The 18,744-nt window shown below is 64.2% G+C and carries 15 protein-coding genes; 10 read left to right on the top strand and 5 right to left on the bottom strand.

Annotation, left to right across the window (positions count from 1 at the left end):
• The first annotated feature begins 140 nt into the window (after positions 1 to 140).
• A complete protein-coding gene (locus CD928_RS04285; RefSeq protein WP_217983715.1) occupies positions 141 to 908 on the top strand; it encodes a hypothetical protein in 768 nt (255 codons plus the stop codon).
• Between the two features lie 156 nt (positions 909 to 1,064).
• Here CD928_RS04285 and CD928_RS04280 read toward each other — a convergent pair whose 3' ends face one another.
• Complete coding sequence (locus CD928_RS04280; RefSeq protein WP_095385555.1) at positions 1,065 to 1,598, bottom strand: CHAT domain-containing protein; 534 nt, start codon at positions 1,596 to 1,598, stop codon at positions 1,065 to 1,067.
• A 77-nt stretch (positions 1,599 to 1,675) separates the two neighbouring features.
• Between CD928_RS04280 and CD928_RS04275 the strand changes: the two genes are divergently transcribed.
• A complete protein-coding gene (locus CD928_RS04275) occupies positions 1,676 to 3,601 on the top strand; it encodes a bifunctional diguanylate cyclase/phosphodiesterase (protein ID WP_217983714.1) in 1,926 nt (641 codons plus the stop codon).
• A gap of 59 nt (positions 3,602 to 3,660) precedes the next feature.
• Here the strand turns inward: CD928_RS04275 and CD928_RS04270 are convergent, their stop codons facing one another.
• From CD928_RS04270 to CD928_RS04260, 3 genes are all read right to left on the bottom strand, one after another.
• A complete protein-coding gene (locus CD928_RS04270) occupies positions 3,661 to 3,954 on the bottom strand; it encodes a hypothetical protein (RefSeq protein WP_255247032.1) in 294 nt (97 codons plus the stop codon).
• 271 nt (positions 3,955 to 4,225) lie between these two features.
• Positions 4,226 to 5,272, bottom strand: coding sequence for an aldo/keto reductase (locus tag CD928_RS04265; RefSeq protein WP_095385509.1), 1,047 nt, complete (start codon positions 5,270 to 5,272; stop codon positions 4,226 to 4,228).
• Positions 5,272 to 5,979 (bottom strand): ester cyclase, encoded by a 708-nt coding sequence (locus tag CD928_RS04260; RefSeq protein ID WP_095385506.1) that lies wholly within the window; start codon positions 5,977 to 5,979, stop codon positions 5,272 to 5,274. The genes CD928_RS04265 and CD928_RS04260 overlap by 1 nt, the downstream gene beginning before the upstream one ends.
• 253 nt (positions 5,980 to 6,232) lie before the next feature.
• Between CD928_RS04260 and CD928_RS04255 the strand changes: the two genes are divergently transcribed.
• A complete protein-coding gene (locus CD928_RS04255; protein ID WP_176473443.1) occupies positions 6,233 to 7,483 on the top strand; it encodes a cytochrome P450 in 1,251 nt (416 codons plus the stop codon).
• Between the two features lie 38 nt (positions 7,484 to 7,521).
• Positions 7,522 to 8,742, top strand: coding sequence for an alpha-hydroxy acid oxidase (locus CD928_RS04250; protein ID WP_095385502.1), 1,221 nt, complete (start codon positions 7,522 to 7,524; stop codon positions 8,740 to 8,742).
• Here the strand turns inward: CD928_RS04250 and CD928_RS04245 are convergent.
• On the bottom strand, positions 8,739 to 9,785 hold the full coding sequence (locus CD928_RS04245) for an AraC family transcriptional regulator (RefSeq protein ID WP_176473442.1): 1,047 nt from the start codon (positions 9,783 to 9,785) through the stop codon (positions 8,739 to 8,741). The two genes, CD928_RS04250 and CD928_RS04245, sit on opposite strands and share 4 nt — an antisense overlap.
• A 225-nt stretch (positions 9,786 to 10,010) precedes the next feature.
• On the opposite strand from CD928_RS04245, the gene CD928_RS04240 reads away from it, so the two are divergent.
• The 6 genes from CD928_RS04240 (at position 10,011) to CD928_RS04215 (ending at position 18,736) form a co-directional block, all read left to right on the top strand.
• Positions 10,011 to 12,290: a TonB-dependent receptor gene (locus tag CD928_RS04240; protein WP_176473441.1), complete on the top strand. Its 2,280-nt coding sequence runs from the start codon at positions 10,011 to 10,013 to the stop codon at positions 12,288 to 12,290.
• A 118-nt stretch (positions 12,291 to 12,408) separates the two neighbouring features.
• The gene (locus tag CD928_RS04235) at positions 12,409 to 12,825 is read left to right on the top strand and encodes an ester cyclase (RefSeq protein ID WP_095385493.1); all 417 of its coding nucleotides are present in this window, start codon (positions 12,409 to 12,411) and stop codon (positions 12,823 to 12,825) included.
• A gap of 8 nt (positions 12,826 to 12,833) precedes the next feature.
• The gene (locus CD928_RS04230) at positions 12,834 to 13,145 is read left to right on the top strand and encodes a Rieske 2Fe-2S domain-containing protein (protein WP_141237083.1); all 312 of its coding nucleotides are present in this window, start codon (positions 12,834 to 12,836) and stop codon (positions 13,143 to 13,145) included.
• Complete coding sequence (locus CD928_RS04225; protein ID WP_095385487.1) at positions 13,142 to 14,551, top strand: FAD-binding oxidoreductase; 1,410 nt, start codon at positions 13,142 to 13,144, stop codon at positions 14,549 to 14,551. The genes CD928_RS04230 and CD928_RS04225 overlap by 4 nt, the downstream gene beginning before the upstream one ends.
• A complete protein-coding gene (locus tag CD928_RS04220; protein ID WP_095385484.1) occupies positions 14,548 to 15,249 on the top strand; it encodes a glutathione S-transferase family protein in 702 nt (233 codons plus the stop codon). Before CD928_RS04225 ends, CD928_RS04220 begins: the two co-directional genes overlap by 4 nt.
• The gene (locus tag CD928_RS04215) at positions 15,242 to 18,736 is read left to right on the top strand and encodes an indolepyruvate ferredoxin oxidoreductase family protein (protein ID WP_255247031.1); all 3,495 of its coding nucleotides are present in this window, start codon (positions 15,242 to 15,244) and stop codon (positions 18,734 to 18,736) included. The genes CD928_RS04220 and CD928_RS04215 overlap by 8 nt, the downstream gene beginning before the upstream one ends.
• Positions 18,737 to 18,744: the final 8 nt, after the last annotated feature.

Genomic DNA, 18,744 nt, shown 5'->3' with positions numbered 1-18,744 from the left:
TCTTGCGCTGCGCGCGCCTCCGGTCGGGCTACGCCCGCCCTCCGCCGCACGCAGCGCAAGGCGACCCTCAACTAACCGGCATCATATCCGAAAAGGGGGTCCCTCTTCGACGCCGATAGGGGGTCCCTTTTGAACGCCGTTTGACAGGTGAGTTCATCACCACCAAGATGAAGGAACGCGTCAACGACCCCGAACTCGCCGAGATGCTGACACCGACTTTCGACGACTATCCGCTGTTCGCCAAGCGCCCGCCACTCGACCACGGTTATCTCGAAGCCTTCAACCGCGACAATGTCCGGCTGGTCGACATCAAGAAGCAGGAGCCGTTGGTCGAAATCACCGAAACCGGCGTGCGCACGACCCGAAACGACTATGAGTTCGACATCATCGTACTGGCGACCGGTTTCAAGGCCTACACCGGCGCGCTCGAAGCCTTTCCGATCCGCGGCAACGACGGGCAGACGCTGCGCGAAAAATGGCGGGTCCAATCGGCGTGCATCATGGGGGTTTGCGTTGCTGGCTTCCCCAACATGTTCACCGTCACCGGTCCCCAGGCACCCTTCGCCAACCTGCCGACCTCGATCGAGCAGAACGCCATCTGGATCTCGCGCTGCATCGAAAAGATGGAACGCGAGGGGCTAGACGTTTTCGAACCGCGCGAGGAAGCCGAGCGTGAATGGACGGCGGCGACTGCAAACATCCATGGCCAGACACTGATGGCCGAAGGTGACAAGGTCAATTCGTGGATGATGGGCGCCAACCGGGACGACAAGGGTGCGCGTGTCCTCATCTATTTTGGCGGTGCCAATCTCTATTATGATGCGCTCGACAAGTCGGCTGCCGAAGGTTTCCCTGAACTCGAGTTCAAAACGCTACCGACCTATAAGTGCGCTGTGGCGGCTGGCTAAGCCTTGGTGATTACGGCTGGGGCTTGCATCTTGGTCAGGCGCGACGCTCGCTGGGCCGCCTTACATCGCCACTAGCTCCAATCCGCGGAGCGGTTCGTGCAGCGGCCAGACCCCCTTCAGCCACGCATGTGCGCCGGCCGTCAATCGACATCGGCGTCAATCGATGCCGTCGCCGATCAGCGAGAAGGGTGCCCAGGCGCTCGGATGCGCCCAACTGGCCAAAAAGGGATCGGCGCGCGGGTCGTCGCGAATCTCGCGCATCGCCAGCTGCAGCGCCTCGGCGCGCGACAGGCCCGGGTCGGCGCGCATCAGCTCGAAGAGGCGCACGGTAAGCACCGCCGCGACGTCGTCGCGAACAGGCCAGTGCGAGGCGAGCAGGCTTTCGGCGCCGGCGAAGAAAAAGGCGCGCGCGAGCCCGGAAAGGCCGGGTGCGCCAGCGCTACCATCGCCTGCGGCGGTATTGCAGGCCGAGAGGATCACCCAGCGCGCGCCGAGATCGAGCGAGGCTTCCGATGCGGCGAGGAAACCATCGTCGGTCGCGGTCGCGACCTCGGGAGGGGTGAAGACGAGACCAGGCTCGGCGATGCCGCCCAGTTCGCCCGCAACGAGGCCGTGGGTTGCGAGGAAGAGCACCGACAGGCCGGTGAGATAGCTAGCGGCTTTCCTTAACCTTTCCGATGGAAGGAACATGCATGTGGACCGCCCTGCGCACCTGGTGGAATCGCTATACGAGCGCCGGGGAAGCCGTCACCGACGAGGGGCGGGCCATGCTGCGGACGCGCTATGCCGCGCTGAAGCGCCAGATTCCCTTCATCTACGCAATTTCCCTCCTCAACTTTGTAGGGTTTCACTTCGCGACATCGCGGGAGTGGCAGGCATCGCTGTGGCCCGGTGGCCTACTGATCGCCTTCATGTTGGCCAGGCTGGTATACTGGATGAAGCGCGAGCCCCGCGATCTCCCGCCCGAGACGATATTGGCGCGAACCCGGCCGATGCCCTTCATCGCTGCCCTGTTGAGCCTGGCATTCGGTATCTGGGGTCTGGTTGTCTTCGAAAACGCCGGACTTGCCGAACTCAATTATGCGATCCTCTTCGGGAGCCTGACCGCGCTCGGGTGCGCATACGGGCTCGCGAGTTTCCCCAATGTCGCCCGCATGCCGCTCGTCTTTCTCGCGCTGCCGCTGGCGGCGAGGCTGATTATGATCGGCGAGGCCGCTCCGATCGGCCTCGGGCTGTGCCTCATCCTCGTCATCTGCCTCATCTTGCGGTTGCTGAACACTCATGAGCGGGGATTCGTTCAGCTCATTCGCACGCGTTCGGCCGTCGAAGCGGAACGGAGCCGGGCGCTGGAAGCCGAGCAGCGCGCGCTCGCGGAAGCCGCGCGCGTCCAGGTCATCGCCAACACCGATCATCTGACTGGCTTACCCAACCGCCGCGCCTTTCTCGAGGCGGCCGCGGGATGGACGGCATCGAGAGGAGAGAGGGATGTCGCCGTCGCGATCATCGACCTCGATGATTTCAAACCTATCAACGATGTCTTTGGCCACAGCGTCGGCGATCGGCTGCTCCGGCAGATTGGCTCGCGTCTCGGAACGCTCCTCGGTGACAGGGATATGCTCGCGCGCGTCGGAGGCGACGAGTTCGCGTTCCTCTTGCGCTGCGTTAATGTCGAGGCCGCCCGGCAGTTCGGGGTTGCGATCGCAAATGTTCTCCGGCCGCCGCTCGTCGATGAAAGCCGGGAGTTTCGTGTAACAGCGGGCTGCGGGATCGCGCTGCTCGGGGCCGGCGAGGACGCGTTCGAGGTCGCCATGATGCAGGCCGATATCGCCCTGCAGGTGGCCAAGGAGCGTGGCCGCGACGAAGTTTCGATATTCGATCCCATTCTTGAAGCAGCGCGCAAGCGACGCTCGGATATCGCGAATGCCTTGAAATCTCCGGGCGCAGGCGACGAGATCGGCTTGGCGTTCCAGCCGGTCTATGAACTGGCGACGATGCGGCTGCTCGCCTTCGAGGCGCTCGCACGGTGGAAACATGATGATCTCGGCGAAATCTCGCCTTCGGAATTCGTGCCGATCGCCGAACGGCTCCACCTCATCGAGCCGATCAACGACGCCTTGCTGCTCAAGGCGATGCGCGCGGCGCGCGACTGGCCGGACACCATTCGCCTGTCGGTCAACCTGAGCGCGATCCAGCTCTGCTCGCCGTCATCGGCAAGGGAGTTGATCGGCAAACTCGCCGAATGCGGACTGCCTCCCGCCCGGCTCAGCGCCGAGGTCACCGAAACGGCCTTGCTGATCGATTTCGAGACGGTGCGTGCCAACCTCGCCTTGCTCAAGGCGGAAGGCATTCGCATCATTCTCGACGATTTCGGCGCGGGATTCGCGTCGATCGCCTATCTGCGCGAGATTCGCTTCGACACGATCAAGCTTGACGGGGCCTTGATCGATTCCATCGTCGATTCCACGGCCAGCCAGCGCCTTCTCGAAGGTGTTTTGCGGCTTTGCGAGGCCTTGGGCACGCCGTGCGTCGCAGAGCATATCGAATCCGAGGAACAACTGCTCCTGCTGCGCAAGCTCAAATGCGAAAATGGGCAAGGCTTCCTTCTCGGCCCTCCGCTTGCCGCCGAGGAGGCAGCGAGGCTCGCCGCGACAGCCATGTCCGGCCAGGCAACCGGATATTCGACCGACCGCTGATCGTCCGTGCCAAAGGAAAAGCCCGGGCGCGGCGCGTCGATGGGCCGGTCAGGGCGGGGTCAGCCGGCACCCTTGATCGGCACGATGTCGGCTGCCTCCTCCTCGGAGGATGTGCTGCGGGCGAGTATCATATCATGCCCGGCGAACACCCGCTCGATATCCTCGCGCTTTTCGAAGATCAGCTTAGCCACGCCCGCGGTCATGCCGCCTTCTTCGCCGACGCGGCCCAAGACATGGGCCAGATCGGCGAGCGTCGCCCTTTCCGGCGTGGGGTGAAGCGATCCCTTGTCGTCGCGGTAGGCCGTGCATTCGGTTGCCATCAAGGTCTCCTCGACGGGCGGCGGGAAATCCAATATTCGCTGCGGGCCAAGGACCGGGAAGAGGTCAGGCGGCCGATCCCCGATAATACCAAGATGGCGCTGAGGCTTCTAGAATCAGGTGAAGGAGAGCAGGGCCGATCAGACTACCCGGCCAGCCCCAGCGCCGCGCCCGGCATGCTGATCGGCGCGTCTAGCGCCGGCCCCATTATCACCACGTAGAAACTGGTCATCCCACCTCATCCAATTTCCACGGACCCTCATCCGCGGGCCGCCCGACCGAAGGACGGCGAGCGAGTGCCCCGGATCAGCGCCGTCCCGGGAAGCGGGGAATGTCGATGTGATCGAACATCCCACCATAGCCGAGGGCCATGGGCATCTCCCACTCGAGCATGCTGTATGGATGGCCGGCATCAAACGTGCTGGCCGCATCCAGCGCTGCCAGAGTCTCGTCGCTCAGCACGAGATCCACCGCGCGCAGATTCTCCTTCAGCTGATCTGCGCGGGTCGCGCCGACGATCGGAATGACGCCGCGCGCCATCATCCAGGCAAGTGCCACCTGGCCCGATGAGGCGCCCAACCCGTCGGCGATTCTGTCGACCGCTTCGGCGATCTCGCGATTGCGCTCGTCCAAGGGCTGGAGCTGCATACTGTCCATACGATTGTTGCCGCTGGCGTCGGCCGCGCGCGTATATTTGCCGGTCAGGATGCCGCCGGCCAGCGGCGACCAGGCCGTCACGCCGATATCGTGGGCGGCCGCGAGGGGCAGATGCTCGCGTTCGATCGAGCGCTGGACGAGGCTATATTCGAGCTGCATCGCGCTCACGGGCACCAGTCCGCGCAAATCGTGGAAGGCTTGTGCCCGCGATACCACCCACGCCGGCACATCGGACAGTCCGACATGGAGGATCTTGCCGGCGCTCACCGCGTCGTCGAGTGCCCGCTGGACCTCTTCCACGGGTGTCGTGAAATCCCACCAATGCACGAAATAGAGATCGATATAGTCGACTCCCAGGCGTTGGAGGCTGGCATCGAGCGAACGTGCCAAGCTCTTGCGGTGCATGCCGGCGGCATTGGGATCGCCGCCGCCGGGGACCGCATTGGCATATTTGCTGGCGATCACGAACCGGTCCCGATCGGATGCGACCATCCGCCCGACGATCCGCTCGCTCTCGCCGCCAGTGTACATGTTGGCGGTGTCGATGAAATTGCCGCCAGCCTCGACAAAGGCGTCGAACACCGGTCGGCATTCCTCTTCGGGACGCGACCAATCCGCCGCGGTCCCGAAGGTCATGGTGCCGAGCGCGACCTGCGATACGCGTAGGCCGCTCTTCCCGAGCAGGCGATAGCGCATCAGCCCTGCTCGCCGAGGCCCGGATTGTTGCGCCAGGCTTCGTCGGGGAAGGGGATCACGCCGAGTTGCATCGCGAACTCGCGGAAGTTCCAGTGGGTGCGGCAGCGCACGATCTTGCCGTCCCTATAAAATTGCGTGGTGGTGCCGCGCGTGTAGGTCGTCTTGCCGGCGGCGGGGATGCCGAAGAAATCCTCGTTATGCGTGGCCTTCCAGATCCACTGCATATAGCCCCATTCGTCATAGTCGAAGTCGGCGCCGAGGAAGATATTGTCCGCATAGCGGCGATAGACCTCTTCGGGGAATTCGCCGGGGGTCGGGCCCTGTCGCGTCTGGGCATGCTGGCGCGGGCAGCGGTCGCCGTCATAGCTCAGCACCTCGAACTTGTGGACGCCGAAGGGCGATTCCGGCCCCGAATTGTTGAAGACGACGAAGGCCTTGTAAAGATCCTCCTTGGTGGTGATCGTCTGCATGAACTCGATATCTTCCCAGACGAAATCGTCGGCATAATAGCCGAGCACTTCCTCGGCTCCCTTGTCGAAGAAGGCGGTGACCCAGTCCTGGGCGCTGTCGAAATCCTTCGGGCGGCTGTTGTGCGAAGGCGTGTCGACGTCCGTTGCCATGGCGGGCGCGCGCAGGCCGCGCAGCACCCGCTGCTGATCGGGCGTCAGATGGTCGTCGGTGACATGGGCGGCATATAGAAAATGCATGTTTCTTCCTCTCTCGTCCGGAACCGTGCGGGCCTGGCCCGTTCTGCGTTCCCGCAAATTATCCTGCTATATGGGCTTTGCCACGGCAGAAGGGGTCACGGCGAGGCCGAACGTGCCAGCGAACCCAAATCTTTGGCACCCTCTGCTTTTTCGTGGCACGGCTGGCCCTTGGGGGCGGCGCTTGCTGCCCATAGGCTTTCCATCAACCAGAAAGAGGATGGCGCCCGGCGCCGCCACGCATGCGGAGAGACATATGAGCGAGACCCTCCTCAACCGGAGCGACGACATGGGCGGCGAAGAGCGGGTCTATGATCCGCTCGATCCGGTCGTGAAGCACGAACCCTATCCCTATTACGCCAAGCTTCGCCGCGATGATCCGGTGACGTGGCTCCCGTCGCTCCAGGCTTTCGGGGTGGCTCGCTATGACGATGTCGACACGCTGCTGAAAAATGGCAAGCTCTACAGCTCGTCGATGTTCTGGCCGGCGCTGCTCGGTGAATATGACCCCGTGCCCGAGGTGCCGCCGATGATCTCGATGGACCCGCCGGGGCATGTCCATCTGCGCAAGCTCGCGAACAAGGCCTTCGTGCCGTCGAAGATCAAAATCCTCGTCGACCGCACCTATGAAGTGGCGAACGAGCTGATCGACGATATCATTGCAAAGCACGGCATCGAGGGCGAGTTCGATTTCGCGACGGATTTCTGTGCGCTCTATCCCGTCACCGTGATCGCGCAGGTTCTGGGCGTCCCGACGGCGCGGCGCGCCGAATTCAAGATCTGGGTCGACAACATCCTCGCGGCCGCGAACCGCGCCGCTTACGGGCCCGAGCGCCTCGCGGAGATCCAGGACAGTTCGGACAAGGTCCGCGCCTTCTTCGAGGATTTGTACGACGAGCGCGCGGCCGATCCGCAGGACGATCTCATCTCGCAGTTCATCGTCGCCGAGATCGACGGCGAGAAAATGTCGCGCATCGAAGTGATCCAGATGTCGATCCTCCTCCTGATCGGCGGCGTCGAGACGACGACCAACCTGCTCGGCACGACGCTGGTCGAACTGAAACGCCACCCCGAGGTCTATGAACGGGTGCGCGCCAATCCCGAGCTCATCCCCGCGCTCATCGAGGAGGTGCTGCGCTACAATCCGCCGGTGCAGATCATCTTCCGCCACACGATGGAGGATACCGAGCTCGGCGGGGTCAAGATCCCCAAGGGCTCGACGGTCATGCCGCTGCTCGCATCGGCCAACCGCGACGAGAGCAAGTTCACCGATCCGGAAGTGTTCGACATCGACCGGAAGATCGCTTTCCCGCTGATGTCCTTCGGGCAGGGGCCGCACTTCTGTCTCGGCAATTATCTCTCGCGGATGGAGGCGCGCTCGGCCCTCGAAACGGTGTTCCGGCGTTTCGAACTCCTCGAGCCGGTGTCCGACGAGGTGGAGTGGCTCGACTCCTACTTCGCGCGTGGACCCCATCACCTCAAGGTCCGCTTCCGCGCGCGCGGTTGAGCCGCTCGCGCGGAAGCTCGAACAGGGGAGTGGGCAAAATGCCAAGGCTGGCGCAGTGCTACGGCACCGCTGACTATGAGGACGCCGCGCGGCGCCGCCTGCCGCGGCCGCTCTTCGACTATATCTGCGGGGCGGCCGATGACGAAAAGACGGCGGCGGCCAATGTGGCCTCCTTCGACCGCTACGACCTCGTTCCGCGCTACATGACCGATGTGACGCGGGTGAATGCCGCCACCCGCGTTCTCGGCTGCGACCTCGAATGGCCGCTCATCCTTGCGCCGACGGGAATGAGCCGGATGTTCCATCCCGACGGCGAACAGGGGGTGGCGATCGCGGCAGCCGATGCGGGCTGCGGCTACGCCCTGTCGACGATGGCGACGGCATCGATCGAGGAGATCGGCGCGATCAGCGCCGGCCCCAAAATCTATCAGCTTTACCTGCTCGCCGACGATGCCCTGAACTTCGCCAGCATCGATCGCTGCAAGGCGGCGGGCTTCGATGCGCTCTGCCTGACGGTCGACACGATCGTCGCGGGCAACCGCGAGCGCGACCTGCGCTCGGGCCTCACCGTACCGCCCCGGCTTACCCCGGCTTCGCTCGCATCCTTTGCCAAGCGGCCCGGCTGGTGCCTCGGCTACCTCGGCGGCGGGAAATTCTCGTTGCCCAATGTGACGGCGAGCGGCGAGGGCGATCTGTCGACGCTCGCCGCCTTCTTCGCTTCGAAGATGGAATCGCATATCAGCTGGGAGCGGATCGCCAAGATTGCGGCCTATTGGGGAGGACCCTTTGCGATCAAGGGCCTGCAGTGCGGCGACGATGCGCTACGCGCCGCCGATGCGGGAGCGAGTGCGGTCATCATTTCCAACCATGGCGGACGGCAGCTCGACGGCGGCGCGGCGACGATCGACCTCGTGGCCGATATCGCTGACGCGGCGGGCGACCGGGTCGAGGTGATCCTCGACGGCGGCATTCGCCGGGGGAGCCATATCGTCAAGGCCCTCGCGATGGGCGCGCGCGCCTGCATGACGGGGCGCCCCTATCTTTACGCCCTGTCCGCCTTCGGCGCCGCGGGGGTCGAGCGCTGGCTCGGGGGCATGAAGCAGGAGACGCTGCGTACCCTGGCGCTGATCGGATGCCCGTCGCTGGCGGATCTCGGTCGCGAGCATGTGCGGCTTGCAGGTGCAGCGCCCGCGTTCCTCGCGAACGAGGCGGAGGCGCGCGATTTTGAACGGCCCGGCCCCGCCTTGCGGCACGCCTAGATATCGAGTTTGCGGGCGACCTCGACGATCTCGTCGGCTTTCATCTGGGCGACCACACTGGGTCGGCGGCCGGTCCAGCGCTTGAACGCGCGGGAGAAAGTCCCTTCGTCGGAGAAGCCGAGCATATAGGCGATATCGCGAATGACGAGATCGCTCCGCTTCAGATATTGGAAAGCAAGCTGCAGACGCACGCGGTCGAGCACATCGGAAAAGGTCGTGCCCTCGTCCTTCAGTCGCCTGAGCAAAGTCCTCTCGGTCATATGCAGGCTCTTTGCGATATCGCTCTTGCGGACCATCCCGTCGGGCATGCGGGCGATCAGCGCATCACGGACGCGGACGGCGAAGCGGCCGGCCATCCGCGTCTCCAGATAGCGGTTCGCGACGCCATCGAGCAACGACGCCAGTTCCTCGTCCGCGACGAGGATCGGCCGGTCGAGATCGGCCCGTGCAAAAACGATCGCATCCTCAGGCTGTCCATAGGCGACGGGACAACCGAAAAACGCTTCCAGCCCGTCGCCCCGGCGAGGCTTGGGATGCGCAAGACTGACCGAGATCGGTGTGATGGGAATGCCCGCGATCCAGCGAAGATAGCCGAGTACCGAGGCGAGCACCGTATCGACCGTCTGATAGATGGGCGGCTCGCCGCCCGTGTCGAAGAAGATCGACAGCGTCACCTGATCGCCCGACTCCGTGAGCGTGGCCGTCGCCGAATCCGAAATGAGCCTGCAATAGAAGGCGAACCGGTGGAGCGCCCGCGAGAGCGTTGCCGAGCAGCTCATGGCATAACCCACGACGTGGAATGTCGAGGGCCGGACCTCCGCGGCGACCCGGAGGGCGAAGTCGGAGTCGCTCAGCGCTACCGCCTTGCGCCACAACATGCTGATCTGTTCCTGCGAATAGCGCCCATAGCCGCCTTCGAGGCGGGCGGGGTCCATGCCGATCTCGCTCAGCACCCGGTCGGGATCGATACCACTGGCGCGCATCGCCCTCACGATCGCCAGCACCCACCCCGTCAGTCCGGACTTGGATTCCGTTTCAGTCACCCGATCCTCATTATTTTCCCTTGGCATGCAGATAGGCCAACCGGTCACCGATGTCACGATTGGCCTGTCGGGCGATCAATTCATGCCGAACGTGTCGCTTTGTCCCGAACGGCTTTGCCTTGGCACGCCGCGCCCTGTCGTTTGCCGCCGCGATATCCGATGCACGCTGCGAGGAAGGCAGATAGCGCCGCAAAGGCCGACGATGCCATAATGAGGAGAGGATTGATGCGCACCAGAGGTTATCTTTATCGCGCGTCGGCGGCCTGGGTCGTCGGCATGGCACTGACGGCCGCGCCCGCGATGGCGCAGACCGAAGCGGCACCGGCCACCGAGGCCAGCGATCCGACCGATATCATCGTGACGGCTACGAAGCGGAACGAGAATCTGAGCCAGGTTCCGATCGCGGTGTCGGTGACCACCGACGAAGATATTGCCGCCAAGGGTATCGTCCGGCCGCAAGACTATCTGATCTCGACGCCGAACGTGACCTTCATCGATGAAGCCACCGGCGACAGCTTCACCAATATCCGCGGCCAGACTTCGGTTCGCAACTCCGACCCCAATGTCGCCGTCGTCATCGATGGCGTTCAACTGTCGAGCCTCAAGCAATTCAACCAGGATCTGTTCAATATCCAGCAGATCGAAGTGCTGAAGGGGCCGCAAAGCGCGATTTACGGCCGCAACGCCGCCGCCGGCGCCATCGTCGTCACGACTAAGCTGCCGCGCGCGGAACTCGGGGGCTCGGTGCTCGCGGGCTATGGCAGCTGGAACACCGCGCGGGCCCAGGCCGAAGTCAGCGGTCCGCTGACCGATACGCTCGGCTTCGGTCTCGCCGCGTCGTTTCGCGATACCGACGGACCTTTCACCAACATCACGACGGGGGAAAAGCCGTATCGCCTCCGCACGGTGCTCGGCCAGGCGCGCCTCTATTGGGAGCCCGCGGACGGGCTGACGGTCGATTTCAAGCTCAGCGGGCACGATACCAAGGGAGGTTCGACCGCGCTGCAGTCGCAGTTCGTCGGCCTGCCGATTGGCGGCATCCCCGTCAACGAACTCGACGCCGACCGCACCGATTTGCCGTTCGTGACCAATGTCCAGGGTCAGCTCGACGAGTGGCTCGTCGCCGGTTCGCTCAAGATCGATTATGACATGGGCTGGGCGACGATTACCTCGGTGACCGCCGCCGACAAGCTCTACCAGTTCTTCGGCGGGGATTCGCCGCCCTATCTCGCAGACTCGGGGACGCCGGGCTCGACGGTGCAGGGCTATAAATATCGCGACAAGAATTTCTCTCAGGAGCTGCGGCTGACGTCGCCCGACGACCAGCGATTCCGCTGGCAAGTCGGCCTCTATTATCTCAACTTCAAGCGCGGCCAGATCAGCGAGCTCAACCAGGATCTCGTCGGGATCGTTCCGCCTTCCGACGGTATCGACGCGCCGGGCGATCCGATCATCGGGGCGACCGTCTCCTACGCGCGCCAGGCCTACAAGACCGAGAGCTTCGCCCCCTTTGCCAGCGTCCAGTTCGACGTCACCGACCAGCTGCACCTCAATCTTGCGGGCCGCTACGATATCGAGAAGCGCAGCGTCGTCGAACTGGCACCCGACGCGATCAACCCGGTGACGGGCGCCAATTACAATCTCTGTATCCAGGCGCGGGGTCCCGGCACGACGCTGGCCGATTGCCAGGCTTCGGAAACCTTCAAGGAGTTCGAGCCGAAGGCGAGCATTTCCTATGATCTCGGCCGGACGGGAAGCGTTTACGCAAGCTATGGCAAGGGCTTCAAGAGCGGCGGCTTCAACCCGCTGGGCAGCCGCGCCGCGCTGCTTGCCGTCGCGCCGCCCGGATCCCAGGTCTTCGTGCAGGACCAGTTCGATGCCGAAAAATCCACGTCATGGGAGGTGGGGACGAAGCTCCGGCTGTTCGACCGTTCGCTCAGCCTCAATATCGCGGCGTTCACGACCAATGTGTCGGGCGCTCAGCAGTTCGAATTCTTCCCTTCGGCGGGTCTCCAGACGACCACCTCGATCGACAAGGTGCGCCTGCGCGGTTTCGAGGTCGATTTCAACTGGCACATCCCCGGCGGGCCGCAGATTTTCGGCGCTTATGGCTATACCGACGGCAAGGTGCGGGCGTTCGCCGCGAACCCCGCCTATGTGGGGAACCGGGCGCCCAACGCGGCCAAATATAATCTGAACGCGGGGATCACGCACGACTTCGATCTCGGTAATGATCTCATGCTCACGCCGCGGGTCGAATATGTCCGTATCGGGTCGACCTGGTGGGATGTCATCAACACGCCGGGTTCGCGGCGCAGCCCCGTCGACCTCGTCGATGCGCGGCTGACGCTCGCCAAGGCCGATCGCTGGAGCCTGTCGCTCTTCGGCAAGAATATCTTCAACGAGAAATACAACCGTTCCGTCCTTCCGCTGCTCGGCGTGTTCCAGCTGACATCGCGCGCCGAGACCCGCCACCTCGGCGTCGAAGGGCGGTTCAACTTCTGATCTCTCCCCCGCCTTGCCGTCCCCGACAGGCTTTGCCGGGGACGGACATTTTTGAGATGATCGGAAAGTGCGGCGCCATCCGGCGTCGCAGGACAAGGCCGAACTACGGAGGCATGAAATGAACAAGCAGTGGGCGCAATATTGGATCGGGCTCTTCGCCGACGGGACCGACGAGCTGATGACGCTCTACGCCCCCGAATTCCAGTTCGAGGACGTCAATTTCGACCTCCGGATCAACAATGACCTCCCGGCGCTGCGTTCCTTTTTCGAAGGCTTCATCATCGAGGACCCGTCGCTCAGCTATAACAAGTTCGACGTGTTCGACTATGTCGGCGACGACCGCCTCGGATCTTTCCAGTGGACTTGGGAAACCAAGCATGCCGGCGATTTTCTGGGCGTCGATGCCAAGGGCAAGGTCACCAAGACCCGCGGCGTGACCGTCATGGGCTGGAACGACGACGGCAAGATCATCCTCGAACGCAGCATCTGGGACGCCATTCCGGTGCTGCAGCAACTCGACGCGATCCCCGGGTGATCGCCGCCATGACCGATACGAAGGAATATCGCATCGGGTCGCTGGCCGCCGTCGAGGCCGGCGAGCCCGTGCTCACCGAGGCGGGCGGGCAGGATGTGGCGCTCTTCATGTGCCGCGGGCGGGTGATCGCGACCAACGGCCAGTGCCCGCACGCCGAGGGTCCGCTGCATGAGGGCGACGTCGATGGCACGATCCTGACCTGCCCCTGGCACGGCTGGACGTTCGATCTGGAATCCGGCGAATGTCAGGAAGACGATTCCATCGTCCTCGAACGCTATCCGGTGCGGATCGACGGCGATGACGTCTTTGTCAGCCTATGACCCGGGTTGACGCCTTTCCGGCCGTTTCGGCGGTGCTGATCGAGCAGTTGCGCGAGATCGTCGGCGACGCGGGCCTGCTGACCGGCGGCGAGGTGGCGAGCCGCTATCCAGGCTATTTCATGGACCGGATCGGCGCCGATGCGATCGTGCGTCCGCGCACGACGGACGAGGTCGCCGCGATCCTGCGCCTGTGCAGCGCCGCCGGCCAGCCCGTTGTGGTGCACGGCGGCATGTCGGGCTGGGTCCGCGCGACCGAGACCCGGCGCGGCGAAATCGCGCTGTCGCTTGAGCGAATGGCGGCAATCGAGGCGATCGACCCGGTCAATCGAACGGCGACCGTCCAGGCCGGCGTTGTCCTCGAAACCCTCGAGACCGAGCTAGCCGAACATGGCCTGACCTTTCCGCTCGATCTCGGCGGGAGAGGCTCGTGCCAGCTTGGGGGCAATGCCTCGACCAACGCCGGCGGCATGCGCGTCATCCGCTACGGCATGATGCGCGAACAGGTGCTCGGCGTCGAAGCGGTGCTTGCCGATGGGCGGGTGATCTCGTCGCTCAACCAGATGATCAAGAACAATACGGGCTATGACCTGAAGCAGCTGTTCATCGGGTCCGAAGGAACGCTCGGGGTCATCACCAGGCTCGTTCTCCGCCTTCGCGAGCGCCCGACCAGTTCCAATACCGCGATCGTGTGCGCCGCGAAATTCGACCAGATGGTGAACCTGCTGCGCTTCGTCGACCAGGGGTTCGGCGGACTGCTGAGCGCGTTCGAGCTGATCGACAACAGTTTTTACCGGGTCAACACCGGCGCCGGCAAACATGCGCCGCCGCTTTCGGCCGACCAGCCCTATTATGCGATCATCGAGATGCTCGGATCGCAGCAGGAACGCGATACCGAGCTTTTCGAGACCGTCCTCGGCGAAGCGGGGGAGCGCGGCTATTTCGACGATGCCGTCCTTGCCCGTTCGGAAGCCCAGCGCCAGCAGATCTGGGAAATCCGGGAAGACCTCGAACATGTCGTCCGGGAATTCCAGCCCTTCTACGCCTTCGACGTCTCGCTGCCGGTAGGCAAGATGCAGGATTATATCGCGGCGGTGACCGGCAGGCTCAAAACCCGTTGGCCCGAGGGCAAGATCGCCTTCCTCGGCCATATGGGCGACGGCAATCTCCATATCGCGATCGGGGCGGGCGAAGAGGGCGACCGGCACCACGTCGAGGAATGCGTCTATGAGCCGCTTCGCCCGATCGGCGGATCGATCTCTGCCGAACATGGCATCGGGCTCGAGAAGAAGCCCTGGCTCGACGTGTCGCGATCGGCTGGTGAGCGCGGCCTGATGGCCGAAATCAAGCGCCTTCTCGATCCCGGAAATATCCTGAACCCCGGCAAGGTCCTGGACGTTCGGACATGACCCGGCTTCGTCTCTTGGGCTATCCGGTGAGCAACTATGTCAACGTCGTGCGCGCGGCTCTCCTCGAAAAGGAGCTATCGTTCGAATTCGTTCCGACCCGTGCTTCGCAGGATGCGGCGTTTCGGCAGCTGAGCCCGCTCGGCAAGATTCCGGTCCTCGAAACCGAGGCCGGATGTCTGACCGAGACGGTCGCCATCCTCGACTATCTCGACGATGCCTATCCCGACATTCCGCTGCGCCCCGCCGGTGCATTCGAGCGGGCGCGGGCGCGGCAGACGATCAACATCATTCAGATCTATGTCGAGGCACAGGTGCGCCAGCTTTTTGCCGGGGTATTCATGGGCCGCGCGAACCTGCCGACAACCGAAGCGTCGGTGCGCACGATGCTCGACCGCGCGACGGGTGCGCTGGCGCAGTTGCTCGCGCCGAAACCTTTCTTGCTGGGCGATCGCCCCGGACAGGCCGATCTGTTCGCTTACTATAATCTCGATATCGCCGACCGCGTCACGCGTTTCGTCTACGACCGCTCGATCATCGACGAGATCGGTGGGCTGGACGCGTGGCTGGCGGCGATGACCGCGCGGCCGAGTACCCAGCTTGTGATGGCCGAATTTCAATCCAGTTTCGCGACTTATCTGGCGGACCATGGCGCCGCCTATCGCCCGGAAGAATCCCGAAGGTCCCTATCCCATGCGTGACGTCAAGCTGACCGACAAATATACGATCGACGAAGGCACCGTGCTGATGACCGGCACGCATGCGCTCGTGCGCCTGCCCATGCTGCAGAAGGATCGCGACACGCGCGCCGGGCTCGATACGGGCGGCTTCATCTCGGGCTATCGCGGCTCGCCGCTCGGCAGCTACGATCAGGAACTTTGGCGCGCGAAGGATCTGCTCGAGAGCATGGACGTCCTGTTCCAGCCGGGAGTCAACGAGGATCTCGCGGCAACGGCGGTCTGGGGAACGCAGATGCTGGCCGGCATTCCCGATGCGACGAAGGACGGCGTCTTTGCCCTGTGGTACGGCAAGGGGCCGGGCGTCGACCGTTCGGGCGACCCGTTCAAGCACGGCAATATGGCCGGCTCGCATCCCAATGGCGGCGTGCTGATCGTCGCCGGCGACGATCACAGCGGCAAGTCGTCGACCGTCGCGCATCAGAGCGAGGTGGCGCTGATGCATGCGGGCATGCCGATCCTCGCGCCGTCCGATGTGCAGGACGTGCTCGAATATGGCCTGCTCGGCTGGGCGATGTCGCGCTACACCGGTCTCTTCACCGGCTTCAAGATGTGCAACGAAGTGCTCGAGCAGACGATGACGGTCGAACTCCCGCAGCTCGATAACGGGCCGGTGCTGCCCGAGCGTGGTGTCGCGCCCGCGAACGGCTTCCACAATTTTCCGACCCATCTCGACCGGGTGCAGTCGGAGATCGTCGCCAAACGTTTCCGCTGGCCGCTCGTCGAGAAATTCGTGCGCGCGAACGGCATCGACCGAGTGCTGATCGACAATGGCGCGCGAAAGCTCGGGATCGTCGCGACCGGAAAAGCGGTCCAGGATGCGCGCCAGGCGCTGAAACTTCTCGGCCTTTCCGACGTCGACGCGGCGGCGCTCGGTATTTCGCTCTATCAGCTCGGTTGCATGTATCCGGTCGAGCGCGAAGGGCTCGCCGAATTTGCCGAAGGTCAGGCCGAACTCCTGTTCGTCGAGGAAAAGGAGGGTCTCACCGAGGCGCAGGCCAAGGCGATCCTCTACGGGCGCCCGGGGGCGCCGGCGATCGTCGGCAAGACCGACGAGACCGGCGCCTTCATGATCCCGAGCGACGAGCAGCTCGATCCGCTGCAACTCGCCCTTGTCATCGCCGAGCGGCTCCGCCGGCTGGGAAGCGAGCCGCCAGCCATCGCGGAGCGCGTCGAAGGCCTCCGCGCCGCGATGACGAAGGTCGCGGGTCAGAAGCCCGGGGACGCCGTGCGCGCTCCCTATTTCTGCTCTGGCTGTCCGCACAATACGGGCACGCGCTTTCCCGAAGGCAGCCTCGCCGGCGGGGGCATCGGGTGCCACGCCATGGCGATGTACTCGGGCCCCGAAATGCTCCCCAACACGCAAATGGGCGGCGAGGGCGCGCATTGGTACAGCCTCGCTCATTTCACCGAGACGCCGCACATCTTCCAGAATATCGGCGACGGCACCTATTATCATTCGGGCCTGCTGGCGATCCGCGGCGCGGTGGCGGCGAAGGTCAACATGACCTACAAGATCCTGTTCAACGACGCGGTGGCGATGACCGGCGGCCAGCCGGTCGACGGACCGCTGACCCCCGGCGACGTCACGCGGCAGGTGCTCGCCGAAGGCGTCGAGCGCTGCATCGTCGTCACCGACCGGCCCGATCTCTACGATGCGAACAGCGGCCTTGGCGAAGGCGTCACCGTCCATCATCGCGACGAACTCGATGCGTTGCAGCGCGAACTTCGCGAGGTGAAGGGCGTGACCGTCATCGTTTACGAACAGACCTGCGCCGCCGAGAAGCGCCGCCGCCGCAAGCGCGGCAAATTTCCCGATCCGGCCAAGCGTATGTTCATCAACAGCGCCGTCTGCGAGGGATGCGGCGACTGCTCGGTCCAGTCGAACTGCGTCAGCGTCTGGCCGAAGGAAACCGAACTCGGCCGCAAGCGCCAGATCGACCAGTCGAACTGCAACAAGGATTATAGCTGCGTCAAAGGCTTCTGCCCGAGCTTCATCACCGTGCTCGACGCGGAGCCGCGCAAGCCCAAGGTCTCGGCGCTGGCGGGCGAGGCACAGACGGACCTTCCCGAACCCGCATTGGCCGCGATTTCGGACGGCGCATTCAATATCATGGTGTCGGGGATCGGCGGCACAGGCGTTGTAACCGTCGGCGCCTTGCTCGGCATGGCGGCGCACCTCGAGGGGCTCGCCTGTTCGGTCTTCGACATGACCGGGCTCAGCCAGAAGAATGGCGCGGTCTACAGCCATGTCCGGATCGCAGCTGCGGCGGGTGACCTCGCGGCGCAGAAACTCGGCACTGGAGAGGCGGATCTGGCGCTCGCCTTCGACGCCGTCGCGGCGCTGGCCAAGGAACCCGTCGTCACCTTTTCGGCGGCGCGGACCACGACGGTCGTCAACGCGCGCATCACGCCGACCCCGGCCTTTCAGCGCAATCCCGACCTCGTGCTCGACCAGAGCCTGATTGTCGATCGCCTGAAAAAGCTCTCGGCCGGACTGCATGGGGTCGATGCGACCGGGCTGGGGCTTGCCTTGTTCGGCGACACGATCGCCGCCAACCTCTTCATGCTCGGCTATGCGTCGCAGCTCGGGCTGCTGCCGGTTTCGCCGGCTTCGATCGCGCGCGCGGTTGAAATCAACGGGGTCGCCGTCGCCTTCAATCAGTCGGCCTTTGCGCTCGGGCGTCTTCTCGTCGTCAATCCGGCGAAAGTCGATGCCGCGGCCGCCGCCACCCTGACGGCGCCCGAGTTCAAGCCGCTTACCGACCTCGGCGACATCGTGGCACACCGCACGGCATTGCTCGCCGCCTACCAGAATGCGGCCTATGCGGCGCGCTACCGCGCGCTCGTCGATGCGGTCGCGGCTGCCGAGGAGCGGGTGCTGCCCGGCAGCACGGCGCTCGCCGTCATGGTCGCGCGCAACTTCGCCAAGCTCATGGCATACAAGGATGAATATGAGGTCGCGCGCCTTCATGCCGATCCTGCGTTCAAGCGCGAACTCGCCTCGACGTTCGAGGATGGTGCGAAGCTTCGGTACAATCTCGCGCCGCCGCTCTTCTCGAAGCGCGATCCCGCGACGGGGCATTTGCTGAAGCGCGAGTTCGGCCCGTGGGTCGGAAAGCTGTTTCCGCTGCTCGCGAAGGGCAAGCGGCTACGCGGTACCGCGCTCGACCCGTTCGGCTATACCGCCGAGCGCAAGATGGAGCGCGCGCTCATCGACGAATATGAGGCGCGGCTGCGAGGCATGGCTGCGGCGCTCACCCCGGCCAACCACAAGTTCGCCGTCGAAGCGGCGAGTCTGCCGGCCCAGATCCGTGGCTATGGCCATGTGAAGGAAGCGGCGGTCGATCGCGTGCGCACGCTCGAGGCGAGCGTGGTCGAGCGGTTCCGCAACGCCGCGGCGGCTCCCGAGGCGAACAAGGACGACAATCGGGTGGCTCTGACCGCCTGACAATGAGG

The organism is Sphingopyxis sp. GW247-27LB, from assembly GCF_002277025.1.
GTDB lineage: Bacteria > Pseudomonadota > Alphaproteobacteria > Sphingomonadales > Sphingomonadaceae > Sphingopyxis.
Note: the sequence above shows the minus strand (reverse complement) of the source record. Positions and strands in the feature narration are given on the sequence as shown.